14 protein-coding genes are annotated in these 15,418 nt (G+C 65.0%); 7 read left to right on the plus strand and 7 right to left on the minus strand.

Going from position 1 to position 15,418, the window contains the following annotated elements; genetic code table 11:
• Positions 1–28: 28 nt before the first annotated feature.
• The 6 genes from AB3G45_RS28785 to AB3G45_RS28810 all read right to left on the minus strand — a co-directional run bounded on the left by AB3G45_RS28785 (position 29) and on the right by AB3G45_RS28810 (position 7,554).
• Positions 29–2,422, minus strand: coding sequence for a TonB-dependent receptor (locus tag AB3G45_RS28785; RefSeq protein ID WP_367833948.1), 2,394 nt, complete (start codon positions 2,420–2,422; stop codon positions 29–31).
• A gap of 135 nt (positions 2,423–2,557) precedes the next feature.
• Positions 2,558–3,457, minus strand: a complete 900-nt coding sequence (locus tag AB3G45_RS28790; RefSeq protein ID WP_367833949.1) for a (2Fe-2S)-binding protein — start codon at positions 3,455–3,457, stop codon at positions 2,558–2,560.
• Positions 3,458–3,739: 282 nt separating this feature from the next.
• Positions 3,740–4,747 carry a TRAP transporter substrate-binding protein gene (locus AB3G45_RS28795; protein ID WP_367833950.1) on the minus strand — a complete coding sequence of 336 codons (1,008 nt, stop codon included), beginning with the start codon at positions 4,745–4,747 and terminating at the stop codon, positions 3,740–3,742.
• Positions 4,744–5,715, minus strand: coding sequence for an amidohydrolase (locus AB3G45_RS28800; protein WP_367833951.1), 972 nt, complete (start codon positions 5,713–5,715; stop codon positions 4,744–4,746). The genes AB3G45_RS28795 and AB3G45_RS28800 overlap by 4 nt, the downstream gene beginning before the upstream one ends.
• 10 nt (positions 5,716–5,725) lie before the next feature.
• Positions 5,726–7,003: a TRAP transporter large permease subunit gene (locus AB3G45_RS28805; protein ID WP_367833952.1), complete on the minus strand. Its 1,278-nt coding sequence runs from the start codon at positions 7,001–7,003 to the stop codon at positions 5,726–5,728.
• The gene (locus tag AB3G45_RS28810; protein WP_367833953.1) at positions 7,000–7,554 is read right to left on the minus strand and encodes a TRAP transporter small permease; all 555 of its coding nucleotides are present in this window, start codon (positions 7,552–7,554) and stop codon (positions 7,000–7,002) included. Before AB3G45_RS28810 ends, AB3G45_RS28805 begins: the two co-directional genes overlap by 4 nt.
• Before the next feature lie 83 nt (positions 7,555–7,637).
• Between AB3G45_RS28810 and AB3G45_RS28815 the strand changes: the two genes are divergently transcribed.
• Positions 7,638–8,573, plus strand: coding sequence for a LysR family transcriptional regulator (locus tag AB3G45_RS28815; RefSeq protein WP_367833954.1), 936 nt, complete (start codon positions 7,638–7,640; stop codon positions 8,571–8,573).
• 31 nt (positions 8,574–8,604) lie between these two features.
• Here the strand turns inward: AB3G45_RS28815 and AB3G45_RS28820 are convergent, their stop codons facing one another.
• Positions 8,605–9,291, minus strand: a complete 687-nt coding sequence (locus tag AB3G45_RS28820) for a GntR family transcriptional regulator (RefSeq protein WP_367833955.1) — start codon at positions 9,289–9,291, stop codon at positions 8,605–8,607.
• Positions 9,292–9,465: 174 nt separating this feature from the next.
• Between AB3G45_RS28820 and AB3G45_RS28825 the strand changes: the two genes are divergently transcribed.
• The 6 genes from AB3G45_RS28825 to AB3G45_RS28850 form a co-directional block, all read left to right on the plus strand.
• On the plus strand, positions 9,466–10,488 hold the full coding sequence (locus tag AB3G45_RS28825) for a 4-hydroxythreonine-4-phosphate dehydrogenase PdxA (RefSeq protein ID WP_367833956.1): 1,023 nt from the start codon (positions 9,466–9,468) through the stop codon (positions 10,486–10,488).
• A gap of 70 nt (positions 10,489–10,558) precedes the next feature.
• Positions 10,559–11,530, plus strand: a complete 972-nt coding sequence (locus AB3G45_RS28830; protein WP_367833957.1) for a Bug family tripartite tricarboxylate transporter substrate binding protein — start codon at positions 10,559–10,561, stop codon at positions 11,528–11,530.
• Positions 11,531–11,595: 65 nt separating this feature from the next.
• A complete protein-coding gene (locus AB3G45_RS28835) occupies positions 11,596–12,096 on the plus strand; it encodes a tripartite tricarboxylate transporter TctB family protein (RefSeq protein WP_367833958.1) in 501 nt (166 codons plus the stop codon).
• Between the two features lie 33 nt (positions 12,097–12,129).
• A complete protein-coding gene (locus AB3G45_RS28840) occupies positions 12,130–13,668 on the plus strand; it encodes a tripartite tricarboxylate transporter permease (RefSeq protein ID WP_367833959.1) in 1,539 nt (512 codons plus the stop codon).
• Between the two features lie 36 nt (positions 13,669–13,704).
• Positions 13,705–14,643 carry a sugar phosphate isomerase/epimerase family protein gene (locus AB3G45_RS28845; protein ID WP_367833960.1) on the plus strand — a complete coding sequence of 313 codons (939 nt, stop codon included), beginning with the start codon at positions 13,705–13,707 and terminating at the stop codon, positions 14,641–14,643.
• 21 nt (positions 14,644–14,664) lie between these two features.
• Positions 14,665–15,418: dihydroxyacetone kinase subunit DhaK (locus tag AB3G45_RS28850; RefSeq protein WP_367833961.1), on the plus strand; the 754-nt coding region annotated here is incomplete at its 3' end.

The raw sequence follows: 15,418 nt of genomic DNA on the forward strand, positions 1-15,418 counted from the left end.
CGGAGCCGAAACCCCGCAGTCGTGGCGATCAGAACTTCGTGCGGATGTTCAGGCCGAAGGAGCGGCGCTTGCCGGCCTGGCCGAAGGGCAGCGAATAGTCGGGATCGACGATCGTGAAGTACTTCTCGTCCGTCAGGTTTTCCGCGAAGGCGGTAACCTCCCAGTTGTCCTTCCGGAAACCTGCCTGCGCGTTCACGAGGAAGCGCGGGTCGATCTTGTACATGCCCTTCGTGCCGAAACGCGAATTGTAGCTGGTCGTGTACTTGGCATCGGCTCCGACGAAGGCGCCGTTCTCGAACTCGTACCGGCCGCCAAAGCCCCAGCTCCATTCCGGCGCTTCCGGGAAGGACTTGCCGTCCTGGGGTTCGGTGAGGGCCGCGTGATTGAAATCGAGGAACCTGGTGTTCAGGTAGCCGATCGACGCGAAAGCGGTGAACTGGTCGGTGACCTCGAAGGTGGGTTCGATCTCGAAGCCCCATGCCCGCGACGTCGCGGCATTCGACGTGATGCGGTAGCCGGGGATCGACGGATCCGGGCGGATTTCGACCTGCTGGTCATCGTATTTCGTATAGAAGAGATTGGCGTTCAACGTCAGCCGGTCGTCGAGGAGCGTGCCCTTATAGGACAGTTCGATATTCTGGGAGTATTCCGGATCATACGTCCCGAGTTCGCCCGTCACCCGGTTGAAATAGGAGCCGCCCGAGCGGAAGCCCTGCGTGTAGGTGAGGCCGACCATCTGGTTGTCGCCGAATTCCTTGGCAAGGCCGATCTTCGGCACGAAGTTCGTTTCGGAAAGCGACGACGGATCGCCCGTCAGCACCGGCAACGGGTCGATGGTTCCGAAGTAGTTCTTCTGGTGGTCCTTGTCCTTCAGATAGTCGAGGCGCCCACCGACCGTCGCAAACCAGGTCGGCGCAAATTCGTAGGTCGCTTCGCCGAAGACCGCGAGGTTCGACGTCCTGCGGCGCTGCGTGTCGCTCTGCTGGTAGAGATCGAAGGCGACGATATCCGTTGCACCATCCCAGACCTCGCGGCTGCCGTAGACGCCGGCAACCCATTTCCAGCGGTCGCCTTCATAGTTCAGGCGAAATTCCTGGGTGAAGATGGAGTTGTCGTCCTCGCCCGTGATGCCGTTGATCACACCCTCGGTACCGTAGTCGATCGAGCGCCGGTTGTTGACGCCGTACTGGTAGCCGGTCTGCGAGGTGAACCGAAGCGTGTCCGAGAAGTCATGCGTGATTTCGAGACCGAGATTGTGCGTTTCGGTCCAGCGATATTCCGTGTAGCTGACCGGCGAATTGTTGAAGTCGCCGCGTCCCGTATGAAGGCCGACGAGGGCGTCGTTCGGCCGGTCCTTCGAATAGGAATAAGTGAGCAACGCCCGGGTATCGGGCATTTCCGACGGCGTGATCAGCAGCTTGGCGCGCAATATGCCGCTGATATCCGTCGTCAGCTCGTCGAAATTGTCGAAGATCTTGAAGTCGGAATAGCTGGGCTCAGCATGCGAACGCTCGAAGGCGCCCGAGATGCGTAGCGCGATTTGGTCCTCGACGAGCGGCGTGTTGACCATGAAGGCGGTGCCCGCCAGGTCGTTGCTGCCGACGGTCGCGGAGAATTCGGCCTCCTTGTCGAAGGTCGGGTCCTTCGACTTGATGTAGATGGCGCCGGTCATGGCCGCACGCCCGGAAAGCGTCGATTGCGGTCCGCGATAGACCTCGACCTGTTCGACGTCCCAGAGGTTGCGCGCGCCGAAGCGGGCGTTGTAGCGCGTCTGGAGAATGCCGTCGACATAGACCGAGCCGGCCGGTCCGCCGGAGGGCACGAGCCCTTCCGAGCTCATGCCGCGGATGACGAAGCCGGCATTGACCGTGGCGCTGTCCAGCACGTTTGCCATGCGGCGGAAGGTGTCCTGCGTGGTGCGGATCTGGCTGTCCGCCAGGGTCTTCGCATTCACGATGGCGACGCTGCTCGTCGTGCCGCCCAGGGTCGTCGCGTTGCGCGCGCCGTAGATGGTGATCGCCTCGAGTTCCGTTGCTCCCTCCGTCGCCATGCCGGAAGCGGACGCGCCGTCCTGCAGCGTCACCTGGTTGCTGCCGGCAAAGCGGGCGGAGACGCCAGTGCCCGCGAGCAGCGTAGCCAGCGCCTGCTCGGGCGACAGGGCTCCGCTCACGCCCCGGGTTGTCTTCCCCGCGGCAAGCGATGCGTCGAACAGGATCTGGAGACCGGTCTGGGCGGCAAGGCTGTTCAGCGCCGGCGTCAGCGGGCCGGCCGGTACGGAGATCGACTGTGTGGCTGCCTGTGCCCGTGCCTCTCGCACCGTCGCCGGCAGAGGGGACGTCAGCATTGCGAGTGCCGTCCCGGCCAGAAATGCCGCCTTGAGGCCCGCCCGTGCCCCGCGCGAGGCGGATTTAGTCTTCGTCATCGAAACCCCCAATCGTGCGGCGTTCAAGGCGCCGCAGTCCACCAACGGGAACGGCTACACGTTCCACTCTTGGGGTAGACGATCGGTTTTCGGGATTTGGGACTCGGTCTTGCCAAAATTTCTTGCGTTTCCCGGTCAGGCGACGCCGAGATGCCGGCGCATGGCGAGGCGCAGTTCCTCGTCCCGTTCGGCAGGCGCCTTCAGGACGCATGTCGGGCAATATTCACCCCCCTCGACCAGATAGAACCGGCAGCAGCCGCCGCGCTGGCGGAAGGTGTAGGAAAAGTCCTGCCGGTTCCTATCGAATACCGTCAGGTCGAAAAAGTGAAGCTGCCGGTTGGCAAGGGGCGAGCCCGGCACTTTGAGGATGCGCATCGCCGTTGCCTTGGCCGCCTCGACCCTATCGAACCGGTAGCCCGATTCGAGAAAGCGGCCGGCGATCGAATCGGATGCGAGGCGCCATAGAGCCGCACGGGAAAGGCGCGTTCGTGCATGGATCGCCTCGATGACGGGGCGGAAATGCTGCTCGATGCCGGCCCGGAACCGTTCCCCGTCCCCGGCGTCCTCCAACCGGCCCTGCCGGAATGCTGCGTTAAGGAAGCGGACATGGGCGCGCCGCGTCCGGCATGTCTTCCCGTCACGAAACTCCTCGATGGTATGGAAGGAAAGCGCGACGGAGGCCGGCGCAAGGTCGGGAACGAGGCCGAAGCCGGTGAAGAGCGGCACGGCGGCGGCCGCCAGTATATAGCCGTAGTCGGTCATCAGCAGCGCGCCGGCGGCCCTGAGATCGGTGCCTTCGTTCAAGGATTGTTCGAAGGCGAGAAACTCGCCGAGGGCCGCCTCGTCCGAAAAGAACACTTCGCTCGTCGTCCATCCTTCGCCGGCCGGGCCAATATCCGCGCGGACATCCGGCATATAGGCGGCCTGCGCGTCGAGCGCGCGCCTGACCAGCCCTTCCTCCGCCCCTGGCGTTTCGATCGCAGCCGTCATGGCCTCAAGCCCGGCAGCGCGGGCGGCCGACACATTGCCCGCCATCGACGTATTCCTCACGCTGAACTCCCGATACGTCATGCGCGTCTGCGCATAAGGCGAAAACCCGGCGAACATATTCATTCCGGCCGAATTCACCAACGCCAAACCGGCAGGGAGCGCGAAATCCTTCATCCGTGCACGCTCTGACCGGATCATTGTCGTTTCAGGGCGATGCCGATGCTCACCGTGACATGCGGCGCGACGATGGATTTGGGCAAGAACGCCATGCGGCCATGCCGGGCCTTTTCGGGTGCCCGGCATGGCGTTTCATCGCCCGGATAGGCTTCAGCGCAGCTTGGCGAGCGCGTCCGAGAACGTCGCCATCCATTCGGCGCCGATGGCCTGGCTGTTCTTCTCGACCACAGGCTTCAGGTGTTCGGCCAGGCGAAGCTTTTCCTCGGGTGTCACGTCGTTGACTTCCATGCCCTCATCGGCAAGCTTCACGAGCAGGCCCGCGGTCTGTTCGCGGGTCAGCTTGCGTTGATAGTCGCGTGCTTCCACGGCCGCCTCCGCCACCACCTTGCGCTCGTCTTCGTTGAGCTTGTCGAAGGTGGGCTTGCCCATCAGCAACACGACGGCGTTGTAGGAATGGCCGGTGAGGCTCAGATATGTCTGCACCTCCTGGAACTTGTTGGCGTCGATCGCCGTCAGGCTGTTCTCGTGGCCGTCGATGGCATGGGTCTCCATCGCGGTGTAGACCTCGTTGATCGTCATCGGCACGGCATTGGCGCCGAGCCCGTTGAACATGTCGATATAGAGGGCGGACGGCTGCACGCGGATCTTCAGTCCCTCGAAATCCTCCCACTTCGTGATGGGGTGCACGCTGTTGGTCGTGTGGCGGAAGCCCTGTTCCATATAGGCCAGGCCGATCAGGCCCTGCGGCTCCAGTTTCTTGAACAGTTCGCTGCCGATGGGGCCGTCGAGGATCGCATCCGCCTCGGCGGCCGTGTGGAACTGGTAGGGCATGTCGATGGCCGAGAACTCCCTGACCATGCCGGCCAGCGTCGTGGTCGTCCCGATCGAGAAATCCTGCGTGCCTCCCTGCAGCGCCGACTGCATCTGCAACTCGTTGCCGAGAACGGAGCCGGTATAGACCTTGACCTCCATCTTGCCGCCGGACTTCTCGCCCACCAGTTCGGCGAATTTCTTGGCGGCCTGCGAGATCGGATGGGCGTCCGGCAGCGGCGTGCCGATGCGCAGCACCTGCTCGCGCATCTCCGCCCAGGCGGGCGCGGTTATGGCCATGGCGCCGACGGCGGCGAGAAGTGTGGCGGCGACTGTCGTTTTTCTCATGATACGGTTCCTCCCGTTGCAGATTGTTCCCATGCGTTGGCGATGTGCGATTGCGGGCGGTATATCCTTACCGCCGTGTCGCGAAACAGCGCGCGGCGGGCCGCATCGGAGTGCCCTTCCGTCGCTGCGTAGAAACCGTCGAAGATCGTCGAGAAGCGGCCGACCAGGCTGTCGACCGGGAAATTGCTGGCGAACATGCAGCGCTGCCAGCCGAAGATGGCGATCGCATCGCGGATGATCGGGCCATTGTCTGCCACCGTCCACGGCCTGCCGGGCAGCCCGATGCCGGAGATCTTCAAGACGACGTTCGGTTGGCGGGCAAGGCGCCCCAGGGCCGCGCGCCATTCGGCAAGCCCTTCCGGGCTGCGGTCGGCAGGCAGGCCGGCATGGTTGAGCACGATGGTCGTCGCCGGAAAATCGGCCGCGAGCGCTGCTGCCGCCTCCAGTTCCCACCAGGGCGCCTGCAGGTCGAACAACAGGTCATGGCCCCCGAGCGCCGCAAAGCCCTCGCGCCAGCGCGGATCGTCCATGCCGCCCGGCCGCCCGCGCCGCGCCTCTGCCGGCGATGCGGCGGCGGCCGGCTTGTGCCGGACGCTGCGCACCAGGGGAAAGGCGGCTTGCGCGGCGATGAGTTCGGCCGCGTCCTCGCGGTCGAGCCAGGCCTGCGCCACCAGGGCGTTGGGATAGCCGTAGCGGGCCGCGATGCCCTGGATATAACGCGTCTCGCCCAGCGGATCGGCGGGGTTCCATTCGGTCTCGACATAGACCGTGCCGACGATGTTCACGTCTTTTGCTTCGGCGAAATAGTCCGGGGGCAGGAAGCGCCGGCGGATGGGCCCGTAGTCGCCATAGCGGAACGGGATCATCGGCTCGTCGGAAAGCCAGGGATGGTAGTTCGTCTGCGGATCCCAGAAATGCTGGTGCGCGTCGAACACCTCGAAATCCGGCGGGATGCGGGTTTCGCTCATCGTCTTTCCCTCACATGAACCAGCGCATGGGCACGAGCACCAGCGAAGGGAAGAGCGTCAGGAGTATCAGCAGCAGCAGATGGGCGAGCAGGAAGGGCCAGACGCCCTTCATCACGTCGTCCATGGTGATGCGGCTCACGCCGCAGATGACGTTGAGCACGGTGCCGACGGGCGGGGTGATGAGACCGATGGCGTTGTTCATGATGAACAGCACGCCGAAATAGACCGGGTCGATGCCGGCCTGCTTGACGAGCGGCATCAGCACGGGCGTCAGGATCAGGATGGTCGGCACGAGGTCGAGCGCCGTGCCGACGACGACGACTATCAGCATGATGACGATCATCAGCAGCGTCGGATGGTTGATCAGGGGTTCGAGGAGGCCGATGATGGTCTGCGGCAGGTCGGCGATGGTGATCAGCCATGCGGAGACCGCGGCGGCGGCGACCAGGAACATCACGACGGCGGTGGTCCGGCCGGCGGCGAGGATGAGCCCGTACAACTGCGGCACTTTCAGTTCGCGGTAGACGAACATCCCGACGAGCAGCGAATAGACGGCGGCGACGACGCCGGCCTCCGTGGGGGTGAACACGCCTTCCTTGATGCCGCCGATGATCAGCACCGGAATGAACAGCGCCCAGATGCCGTCGACGAAGCGCTTGCCGACGAGCTTCAGCGGCTGGCGCGGGGCGACCGGCACGTTGTCGCGGCGCGAGACGAGCCACCAGGTGACGATCAGGAACAGCGCCATCATCAGGCCGGGCACGATACCGGCCAGGAACAGCTTCTTCACCGAGATGCCGGCGGCGACGCCGAAGATGATGAAGGGAATGGAAGGCGGGATGACCGGGGCGATAATGCCGCCGGCGGCGATCAGTCCGGATGACCGGTTCACGTCGTACCCGGCCTTGCGCATCATGGGGATCAGCATGGCGCCGACGGCGGCGGTATCGGCGACGGCCGAGCCCGACATGGAGGCCATGACGATCGCCGCCAGCACGGCGACATAGCCGAGGCCGCCGCGGAAATGCCCGACCAGCGCCGTCGCAAGATCGACGATCCGGCGCGAAAGGCCGCCCGCCGTCATGAACTCTCCGGCGAGCAGGAAGAAGGGCACGGCGAGCAACTGGAAGCTGTCGGCGCCGCTGACGAGGTTCTGCGACACGATCTGGGCATCGAACATGCCGAGATAGAGCATCAGCGCGACGCCGCAGACGATGAGGGCGAAGGCGATCGGCACGCCGATGGCCATGGAGCCGAGCAGGGAACCGAGGAAAATGACGGCGGTCATCGTGCGTTCTCCCGCGGCAATTCGGCATTGGGAAGTTCGGGGACCCGGTCCTCGCTTTCCACCACCTGGACGAGGTCGTCGGCGCGGGCCCTGCCGGCCAGCACCCGCCAGAGATGGCTGGCGACGACGGCGATCAGGCCGATGCTGGAGACGAAGGCGGCGAGATGGGTGATGCCGATCGGCATGCCGGAAACCGGCGCCGCATTGTTCCAGTTGATCAGCACCTGTTGCCAGCTTCCGACCATCAGGAGCGCCGAGCAGACGAGCATCAGCACGTCGCATGCGATGGCGCAGCCGACCTGTCCGCGGTGCGGCAGGCGCCGGACCAGCGTATCGACCCCGAGATGCCCGTGATCGTACATCGCCACGACGGCGCCCGTGAAGGTCAGCCAGACGAACAGCGTTCGCGACAGTTCCTCGGAGATGCTGATGCCGGAATTGAAGCCGTAGCGCAGCACGACATTGGCGAAAACCAGAACGACCATGGCCGATAGCGCCATGACGATGAAATGACGCATCGCCTTCAAGGCGAACATGCCTGTTCGTTCCATTCCATCCTCCCATGATGAGGGCAGCAGAAAGACGTCAACAAGTGATAGCTGTCAATTCGATTTCTGCTATGTTATGATAACCTATGGCTATAGAAAATTCCGGTACCGCTCCGTCACTGCGCGCCATTCTGGGGCGCTTGCGATTGCGCCAACTGGCGCTCGTCGTCGCCATCGAGGAACTCGGCAGTCTGCGCAAGGCGGCAGACCGGATCGGCGTCAGCCAGCCTGCCGCGACGAAAATGCTGGTGGAGCTGGAGCTTGCGCTCGGGCTGGTGCTGTTCGAGCGCGGGCGTCGCGGCATGACGCTGACGGTCTATGGCGAGACGCTGGTGCGCCATGCGCATCTGATCCTGTCGGATATCGACCGGCTGCGGGAGGATCTGGCCGGCCTTGCCAGCGGCGCGTCCGGCCGGCTTGCGATCGGCACGATCACCGCGGCGGCGGCAGGACCGCTCGCGATCGCCATCGCCCGGCTCAAGGAACGGCGTCCCCGGCTCGATATCAGCATCACCGTGGAGACGAGCGACGTCCTGCTGCCGATGCTCGAGCAGGGCCGGCTCGACGTGGTGATCGGTCGTGCGGTGCAGGCCGAGCAAACCTTCGACATCGCCTTCACGGAAATCGCCGAGGAGCGGCTGTCGATCGTCGTCGGCGCGCACAACCCCCTGGCCGAGCGAAGCGAAATGCGCTTGCCGGAGCTGTCCGACGCGAGCTGGATCCTGCAGCCCCGCACCAGCCCGCTGCGCCAGGTGGTGGAGGGCACCTTCCGCGATGCCGGCATGGAGACGCCGGTCAATGTCGTCGAGACGGCATCCGTGCTGACGGCCACCACGCTGCTGCAGCACAGCGACATGATCGCCGTCGTGCCGCATTCCGTCGCCCTGCATTATGTCGCCAACGGCCTGCTCGCCATCCTGCCGCTCGACGTCAACCGGCAGCTCGATCCCTACGGCGCCATCACCCTGCGCGACAGGATGCACCCCCCGGCGCTCGCCGACCTGATGCGCCTTCTGGCCTGATGCGAGCTTGCGAGACGTGTATGTGCGGGGACTAAAGGGCGCCGCGGACGCGTTCCCATGCGTTCGACAGGTGGCGCCCCAGCACTTCCGCGAGCCTGTCCTGGTCGCGCGCTTCCAGCGCGGCGATCATCTCTTCGTGCTCGGAGACGGCTGCTGCCCATTTCTCCGGTCCTTCGTGGCCGATGAACCGGATGCGCTTCAACCGTGTCTGCAGCATCGCCTGGATCTCGACGAGCGGCGTGTTGCCCGAAAGGGCGACGATCGCCGTGTGGATGGCCTGGTTGAGCTTGTAATATTCCAGCCGGTCGCCGGTCTGGTAGCATTCGACCATGCGGTCATGCATGGCACGTATGCGCGCGACGTCCGTATCGGTGGCGAACTGGCAGGCAAGCCGTCCCGCCAGTTCCTCCAGGCTCCGCAGCACGGTCAGCATATCCTGCACGTCCTTCGGGCTGAACCGCTTCACGACGGCACCCCGCGAGGGGACGAGCTCCACCAGCCCTTCGCTCGCCAGGTACTTGATCGCCTCGCGCAGCGGTGTGCGGGAAACCCCGAGCTGTTCGCCGAGCTGTCCTTCGTGCAACCGCATTCCCGGTTCCAGGCGGCCCTCGATGATCATGTCGCGCAGGCGCGTGACGAGCGTGTCGTGCAGCGCGGTACGTCGGATCGGTCCCGGCCCGCTGTCGCCCGGTTGGCCTAGGCTGCTGATATCATCCATGTTTTCTTCACCTTCAGAGCCGTGGCGGCATCCGGAATTGTCGTTGGATGAAAGCATACGGGGCTGTGGTTCTCCGTCAATGAAAAATGCTGCATACAGAATACAAAAGACTTGATGCAGGAATTGGAATGCTTTATCAATCCTGCATACAGAATGCAGCGGAGGAGTTCCATCATGACCGAAACACGGCCCGTCATCGCGCTCGCAATGGGCGACCCTGCCGGCGTCAGCCCGGAACTCACCGCACGGCTCATCGCGCTTGACGACGTCAGGGCGGCGGCGCATCTCGTCGTCATCGGCGACCGGCGCATCCTCGACGAGGGCGCAAGGGCGGCCGGCCTCACGCTCGACCTTGAAACGGCGACGCTGGAGGATTTCGAGACGGCGGGCGGCGAGCGCCATGTCTTCATCGACCTCGGCCACCTCGACCCGGCCGATGTGCAGCGCGGCGAGGCGACGCTTGCCGGCGGCACCTTCGCCACCACCAATTTCCGCGCTGCCCTTCAGCTTGCCGACAAGGGGAGGGTGGAGGCCGTCTGCTTCACGCCCTTCAACAAGAAGGCGATGCGCTATGCCTATCCGGGCTATGACGACGAGATCCGCTTCGTTGCCGACGTCATCGGCTTCACGGGCAAGGTCCGCGAATTCAACGTCCTCGAAAAGGTCTGGAATGCGCGCGTCACGTCGCATATCCCGCTGAAGGATGTCGCGGCGGCGCTCTCCGTCGAGGCGATCCTCGCCGAGATCGAGCTTACCAGCAATTGCCTGAAGAATGCCGGCTATGACAATCCGCGCATCGCGGTTGCCGGCCTCAATCCGCATGCCGGCGACGGCGGCTCCTTCGGCATGGAGGAGATCGACATCATCGAGCCCGCCGTCGAGGCGGCCCGGGCCCGCGGCTTCGCGGTGGAAGGGCCTTTCCCCGCCGACACGGTCTTCCTGCGGGCGCTGAAGGAAGATTTCCAGGCGGTGATGACCATGTATCACGACCAGGGCCAGATCGCCATGAAGCTCATGGGCTTCGACAAGGGCGTCACCATGATGGGTGGGCTGCCTTTCCCGCTCTGCACGCCGGCCCACGGCACGGCCTACGACATTGCCGGCAAGGGCATCGCGGATGTCGGCGCAAGCCGCGAAGCGCTGCTTCTTGCCGCCCGCATGGCGAAGAAAGCCGCAGCGAATTCCGTCGCGGCCTGATTTCTCGCGCCATACATCCAAGCCGGCATGGAGGAGGTCTCATGCCGGTTCATCAACCGGAGGAACGAAGATGAAGAAATCTCTCATTATTGCCTGCATGGCGGCGGCTGCCGGCAGCGTCGCCCTGCCCGCGCTCGCCTTCGAGCCGGAGCGCCCGGTGGAATTCGTCGTGACGGCGGGTCCGGGCGGCGGCACGGATATCTTCGCGCGCACCATCCAGTCGATCATCGCCAAGTACGAACTCATGAAGGCGCCGGTCGTCGTCGTGAACAAGGGCAGCGCCGGCGGCGCCGAAGGCTTCGTCTACGCCGCGACCGCCAAGGGCGACGCCTACAAGCTGACCTTCGGCACGAACAATGCCTATCTCCTGCCGGTTCGCGCCAAGGTGCCCTACACCGCCGCCGACCTGACGCCGGTCGCAGCCCTTGCTTCCGACGAGTTCGTGCTGTGGGTCAACGGCAAGTCCGACGTCAAGACGGCCGCCGACTTCATCGCCAAGGCGAAGGCGGCGCCGGGTGATCTGAAGGTCGCCGGCAGCCAGTCGAAGGACGTCGACCAGATCCTCACCTCCATGATTGGCGAGGTGACGGGGACGAAAATCGGCTACGTGCCGTTCAAGAGCGGCGGCGAAGCGGCCGTGCAGCTTGCCGGCGATCACGTCGCCGCAAACGTCAACAATCCGAGCGAGAATCTCGGCCAGTGGCAGGCGGGCATGGTCAAGCCGGTCTGCGTCTTCAAGTCCGAGAAGCTGAAGAGCGAAGGCTGGGCCGATGTCCCGACCTGCAAGGAGTCCGGCATCCCGATCGACAACTACGCCATGCCGCGCACCGTATGGCTTGCGGCCGGCGTCGAGCAGGACGTGGTCGATTTCTATTCCGGCGTCCTGAAGAAGGTCTCCGAGACCCCCGAGTGGCAGAAATATCTCGCCGACACCTCGCAGTCCGGCACCTATATGAACGGCGCCGACCTTGCTGCCTTCATCGAGAAGGACGAAGCTGCGGTCAGCGAGGTGCTGAAGCGCGAAGGCTGGCTTGCGAACTGAACCTCCCAAGGTTCCTTGCGGGCGCCGTGATGGCGCCCGCATCCCTTCCGGAAAGGTCATGACCCATGAGTGAGAACAGCGCGAACGGGCTTTCCCGCTTTGCCACGGAAATGATCGTCGCCCTTTTGACGGGCGCCTTCGGTGCGGCGGTCGCCTACGGCTCGATCGAGGCCGGCGCGGGCTGGACCGATATGGGGCCGGATGCTGGCTATTTCCCCTTCTATATCGGGCTTCTGATCATCCTCGGCAGCCTCGGCAACCTCGTCCTTGCCTTCGTTAAGCATCGCGGTACCGGCGAGATCTTTGTCGAAGCGGCGCGCTTCAAGGTCGTGCTCGGCTTCCTGCTCCCCCTCGTCGCCTTCGCGGCGGTTTCCACCTTCCTCGGCCTCTATGTCGGCACGGCGCTCTATATCGCCGCCACGATGAGCCTCCAGGGCGGTTACAAATGGTGGATCGGGGTGCTGGCCGGCGTCGGCGTCGCCCTCTTCTTCTTTGTCATTTTCGAGATCGGCTTCAAGGTTCCGCTCCTTAAGGGTCCCGTCGAGGCTTTCTTCGGGATCTACTGATCGCCAAGGGTCTCCTGTCTTCGGAGGAAAGACGTGGAAAATATCGGTCTTCTGATGGACGGCTTCGGCCATGTGCTGAGCTTCAACCATATCCTGCTCATGATGCTCGGCGTGACGCTCGGCATCCTCGTCGGCGTGCTGCCGGGCCTCGGCGCGCCGAACGGCGTGTCGCTGCTCCTGCCGCTCACTTTCTCGATGGATCCGATCTCGGCCATCATCCTCTTGTCCTGCATGTATTGGGGCGCTCTCTTCGGTGGCTCGACCACCTCGATCCTCTTCAACATCCCCGGCGAGCCCTCGTCGGTCGCCACCACCTTCGACGGCTATCCGATGGCCCGGAAGGGCGAGGCGAGCCGGGCGCTGACGCTCGCCTTCGTCTCCGCCGGCCTCGGCGCGCTTGCCGGCGTCGTCATGATCACGCTCCTGTCCGGCTGGGTGGCGAATTTCGCGCTGCGCTTCTCCTCGCCGGAATATTTCGCCGTCTATTTCCTCGCCTTCGCGAGCTTCATCTCGATGGGCGCGCAGTCGCCGTTCAAGACGCTCGTCTCCATGATGATCGGCTTCGCGCTCGCCTCCGTCGGTATGGACACGATCTCCGGCAACCTGCGCCTTACCTTCGACATTCCCGAACTCATCAAGGGCGTCTCCTTCCTCATCGCGGTCATGGGGCTTTTCGGCATCGGCGAACTGCTGCTGACGACAGAGGAAGGCCTGCGCTTCGAGGGCATCAAGGCCCGGGTCAGGCTCGGCGAGATCGGCCGCACGCTGATCGAGATGCCGCGCTACTGGTTCACGATCGTCCGCTCGACCCTCATCGGCATCTGGATGGGCATCACGCCGGCCGGCCCGACGGCGGCCTCCTTCATGAGCTACGGAGTCGCCCGGCGCTCGGCCCGCGACAAGTCGCAGTTCGGCAAGGGCGATCCGCGCGGCATCGTGGCGCCGGAAACGGCCGACCATTCCGCCGGCACCTCGGCCCTGCTGCCCATGCTGGCGCTCGGCGTGCCGGGCTCGGCGACGGCGGCGGTGATGATGGGCGGCCTGATGATCTGGGGCCTGACGCCCGGCCCGACGCTCTTCACCGATCGTCCGGATTTCGTCTGGGGCCTGATCGCCTCCATGTATCTCGGCAATATCGTCGCCGTCATCCTGGTGATCGCGACCGTGCCGCTCTACGCCTCGATCCTGCGCGTACCCTTCGCCATCATCGGCCCGATCATCGTCGCCGTCATCTTTTCCGGCGCCTACCAGGTCGGCAATGCGGTGAGCGATATGTGGCTCGTCCTGCTTTTCGGCCTCCTCGGCTATGTGTTCAAGAAGCTCGACTATCCCCTGGCGCCGCTCGTGCTCGCCATGGTGCTTGGCGACAAGGCCGAGGACGCCTTCCGCCAGTCGATGCTGCTCTCCGACGGCAAGCTCTCGGTCTTCTGGTCGAACGGCCTCGTCACGACGCTGATGCTGGTCGGTCTCGCCCTGCTCTTCTCGCCGCTCGTCTTCTGGCTCCTCGGTATCTCGCGCCGTCGCAAGCTCGGCGTCCCGGCCCCGAACCAGGACGGCACGCCGGCGGCCTGATCCGCCGGCCCACACCCCGCAAACAGGAAAACCGCAATGACCGCGCCCGCACAGACCTGGACCCGCGAAACCTGGCCGATCGCTGCCGCCATGATCCAGTATCCCAACCTTCTGCCGAATGGCCGGTCCGTCCAGGACCAGTCGGTGGAGGAATGGGCCGCAACGCTCGATGACGTCGTCGATGCCGGCTTCACCGAACTCGACCCGACCGACAGCTGGCTGCGCCTCGCCGACCTTTCCCCGGCCCGCCTCGACGCCTTCATGGCGCTGGTGCGCTCGCTCGGCCTCACCATTCCGGCGATCTCGACCTCGCGCCGCAGCGTCATCGATGCCGAGCACGGCGACGCCTATCTCGCCTACGGTCACCGGGTCATCGACACCGCCAAGGCGATCGGTGCCGGCGCCGTCTCCTTCGGCCTCTTCGAGCCGCTGACGGCGGGCCAGAAGAAGGCGCTGTGGTTCTGGACCGTCGACGGCGCGAAGAACCCGGATGATCCCGCGATTTGGCGCAAGGCCGTCGAGCGCATTCGCGAACTCGGCCGCCATGCGGAAGAGCTCGGCATCGAGGTCTCGCTGGAAATGTACGAGGACACCTATCTCGGCACGGCGGACGACAGCGTGCGCTTCGTCGAGGCGGTCGGCCTGCCGAATGTCGGGATCAATGCCGATATCGGCAACCTCCTACGCCTCCACCGGCCCGTCGAGCACTGGCCGGCGATGATGGAGAAGGTCGCGCCCTTCGCGAAATACTGGCACGTCAAGAACTACACGCGCACCGAAGACCCCGTCAGCGGCGCCATCGTCACCCATCCGGCGCCGCTCGAATCCGGCATCGTCAACTATCGGGCGGCGATCCGCATGGCGCTCGCGCACGGCTTCCGCAGCGCCTTCCTCTGCGAACACTACGGCGGCGACGGCCTGTCCGTTTCTGCCGCCAATCGCGACTACCTGCGGCGGATCCTGCCGCGCAACTGACACAGGCCAAGGACGAATACGATGACGACGATCTTCGATGCCCCGGAGGATTTTGCCGTGACCGCGCTTGCCGGTTTCGCGGATATCTACAGCCGCCATGTGCGCCTCGTGCGAGGCGGCGTCGTGCGGGCGACCAAGGTGCCGGAGGGCAAGGTCTCCGTCGTCGTCGGCGGCGGTTCCGGCCATTATCCGGCCTTTGCCGGCTATGTCGGTCCCGGCATGGCCGACGCGGCAGTCGCCGGCGACGTCTTCGCCTCGCCTTCGACCGCCTCCGTCGCCCGCGTCTGCCGCCAGGCGAACCGCGGCGGCGGCATCCTGCTGGGCTTCGGCAACTATGCCGGCGACGTCCTGAACTTCGGCGTGGCGGCCGAACGGCTCATCGCCGAGGGCATCGACGTGCGCATCCTGCCCGTCACCGACGACGTGGCGAGCGCGCCGGCCGACACGCCGGCGAAACGCCGCGGCATCGCGGGCGATCTCGTCGTCTTCAAGGTCGTCGGCGCGGCGGCCGAGGCCGGCCTCCCGCTCGACGCGGTGGAGCGCATCGCGCGGCACGCCAATGCCCGGACCGTCTCCTTCGGCGTCGCCTTCGGCGGCTGCACGCTGCCCGGCTCCGCCGGCCCGCTCTTCACCGTACCGGAAGGCATGATGGCACTCGGCCTCGGCATCCACGGCGAACCCGGCATCAAGGAACAGGCGACCGTTTCCGCAAGCGAGCTCGCCACCCTCCTCACCGACCGCCTGCTCGCCGAGCGCCCGGCCGGCGTCACGCGCG

Source organism: Shinella sp. S4-D37 (assembly GCF_040812195.1).
In the GTDB taxonomy this organism is placed as follows: Bacteria; Pseudomonadota; Alphaproteobacteria; order Rhizobiales; family Rhizobiaceae; genus Shinella.

What these genes read in the sequence shown, in the direction of transcription:
- AB3G45_RS28785 (WP_367833948.1), bottom strand. Translation starts at nt 2,422, where the DNA reads ATGACGAAGACTAAATCCGCCTCGCGCGGGGCACGGGCGGGCCTCAAG.
- AB3G45_RS28790 (WP_367833949.1), bottom strand. Translation starts at nt 3,457, where the DNA reads ATGGCGGGCAATGTGTCGGCCGCCCGCGCTGCCGGGCTTGAGGCCATG.
- AB3G45_RS28795 (WP_367833950.1), bottom strand. Translation starts at nt 4,747, where the DNA reads ATGAGAAAAACGACAGTCGCCGCCACACTTCTCGCCGCCGTCGGCGCC.
- AB3G45_RS28800 (WP_367833951.1), bottom strand. Translation starts at nt 5,715, where the DNA reads ATGAGCGAAACCCGCATCCCGCCGGATTTCGAGGTGTTCGACGCGCAC.
- AB3G45_RS28805 (WP_367833952.1), bottom strand. Translation starts at nt 7,003, where the DNA reads ATGACCGCCGTCATTTTCCTCGGTTCCCTGCTCGGCTCCATGGCCATC.
- AB3G45_RS28810 (WP_367833953.1), bottom strand. Translation starts at nt 7,554, where the DNA reads ATGGAACGAACAGGCATGTTCGCCTTGAAGGCGATGCGTCATTTCATC.
- AB3G45_RS28815 (WP_367833954.1), top strand. Translation starts at nt 7,638, where the DNA reads ATGGCTATAGAAAATTCCGGTACCGCTCCGTCACTGCGCGCCATTCTG.
- AB3G45_RS28820 (WP_367833955.1), bottom strand. Translation starts at nt 9,291, where the DNA reads ATGGATGATATCAGCAGCCTAGGCCAACCGGGCGACAGCGGGCCGGGA.
- AB3G45_RS28825 (WP_367833956.1), top strand. Translation starts at nt 9,466, where the DNA reads ATGACCGAAACACGGCCCGTCATCGCGCTCGCAATGGGCGACCCTGCC.
- AB3G45_RS28830 (WP_367833957.1), top strand. Translation starts at nt 10,559, where the DNA reads ATGAAGAAATCTCTCATTATTGCCTGCATGGCGGCGGCTGCCGGCAGC.
- AB3G45_RS28835 (WP_367833958.1), top strand. Translation starts at nt 11,596, where the DNA reads ATGAGTGAGAACAGCGCGAACGGGCTTTCCCGCTTTGCCACGGAAATG.
- AB3G45_RS28845 (WP_367833960.1), top strand. Translation starts at nt 13,705, where the DNA reads ATGACCGCGCCCGCACAGACCTGGACCCGCGAAACCTGGCCGATCGCT.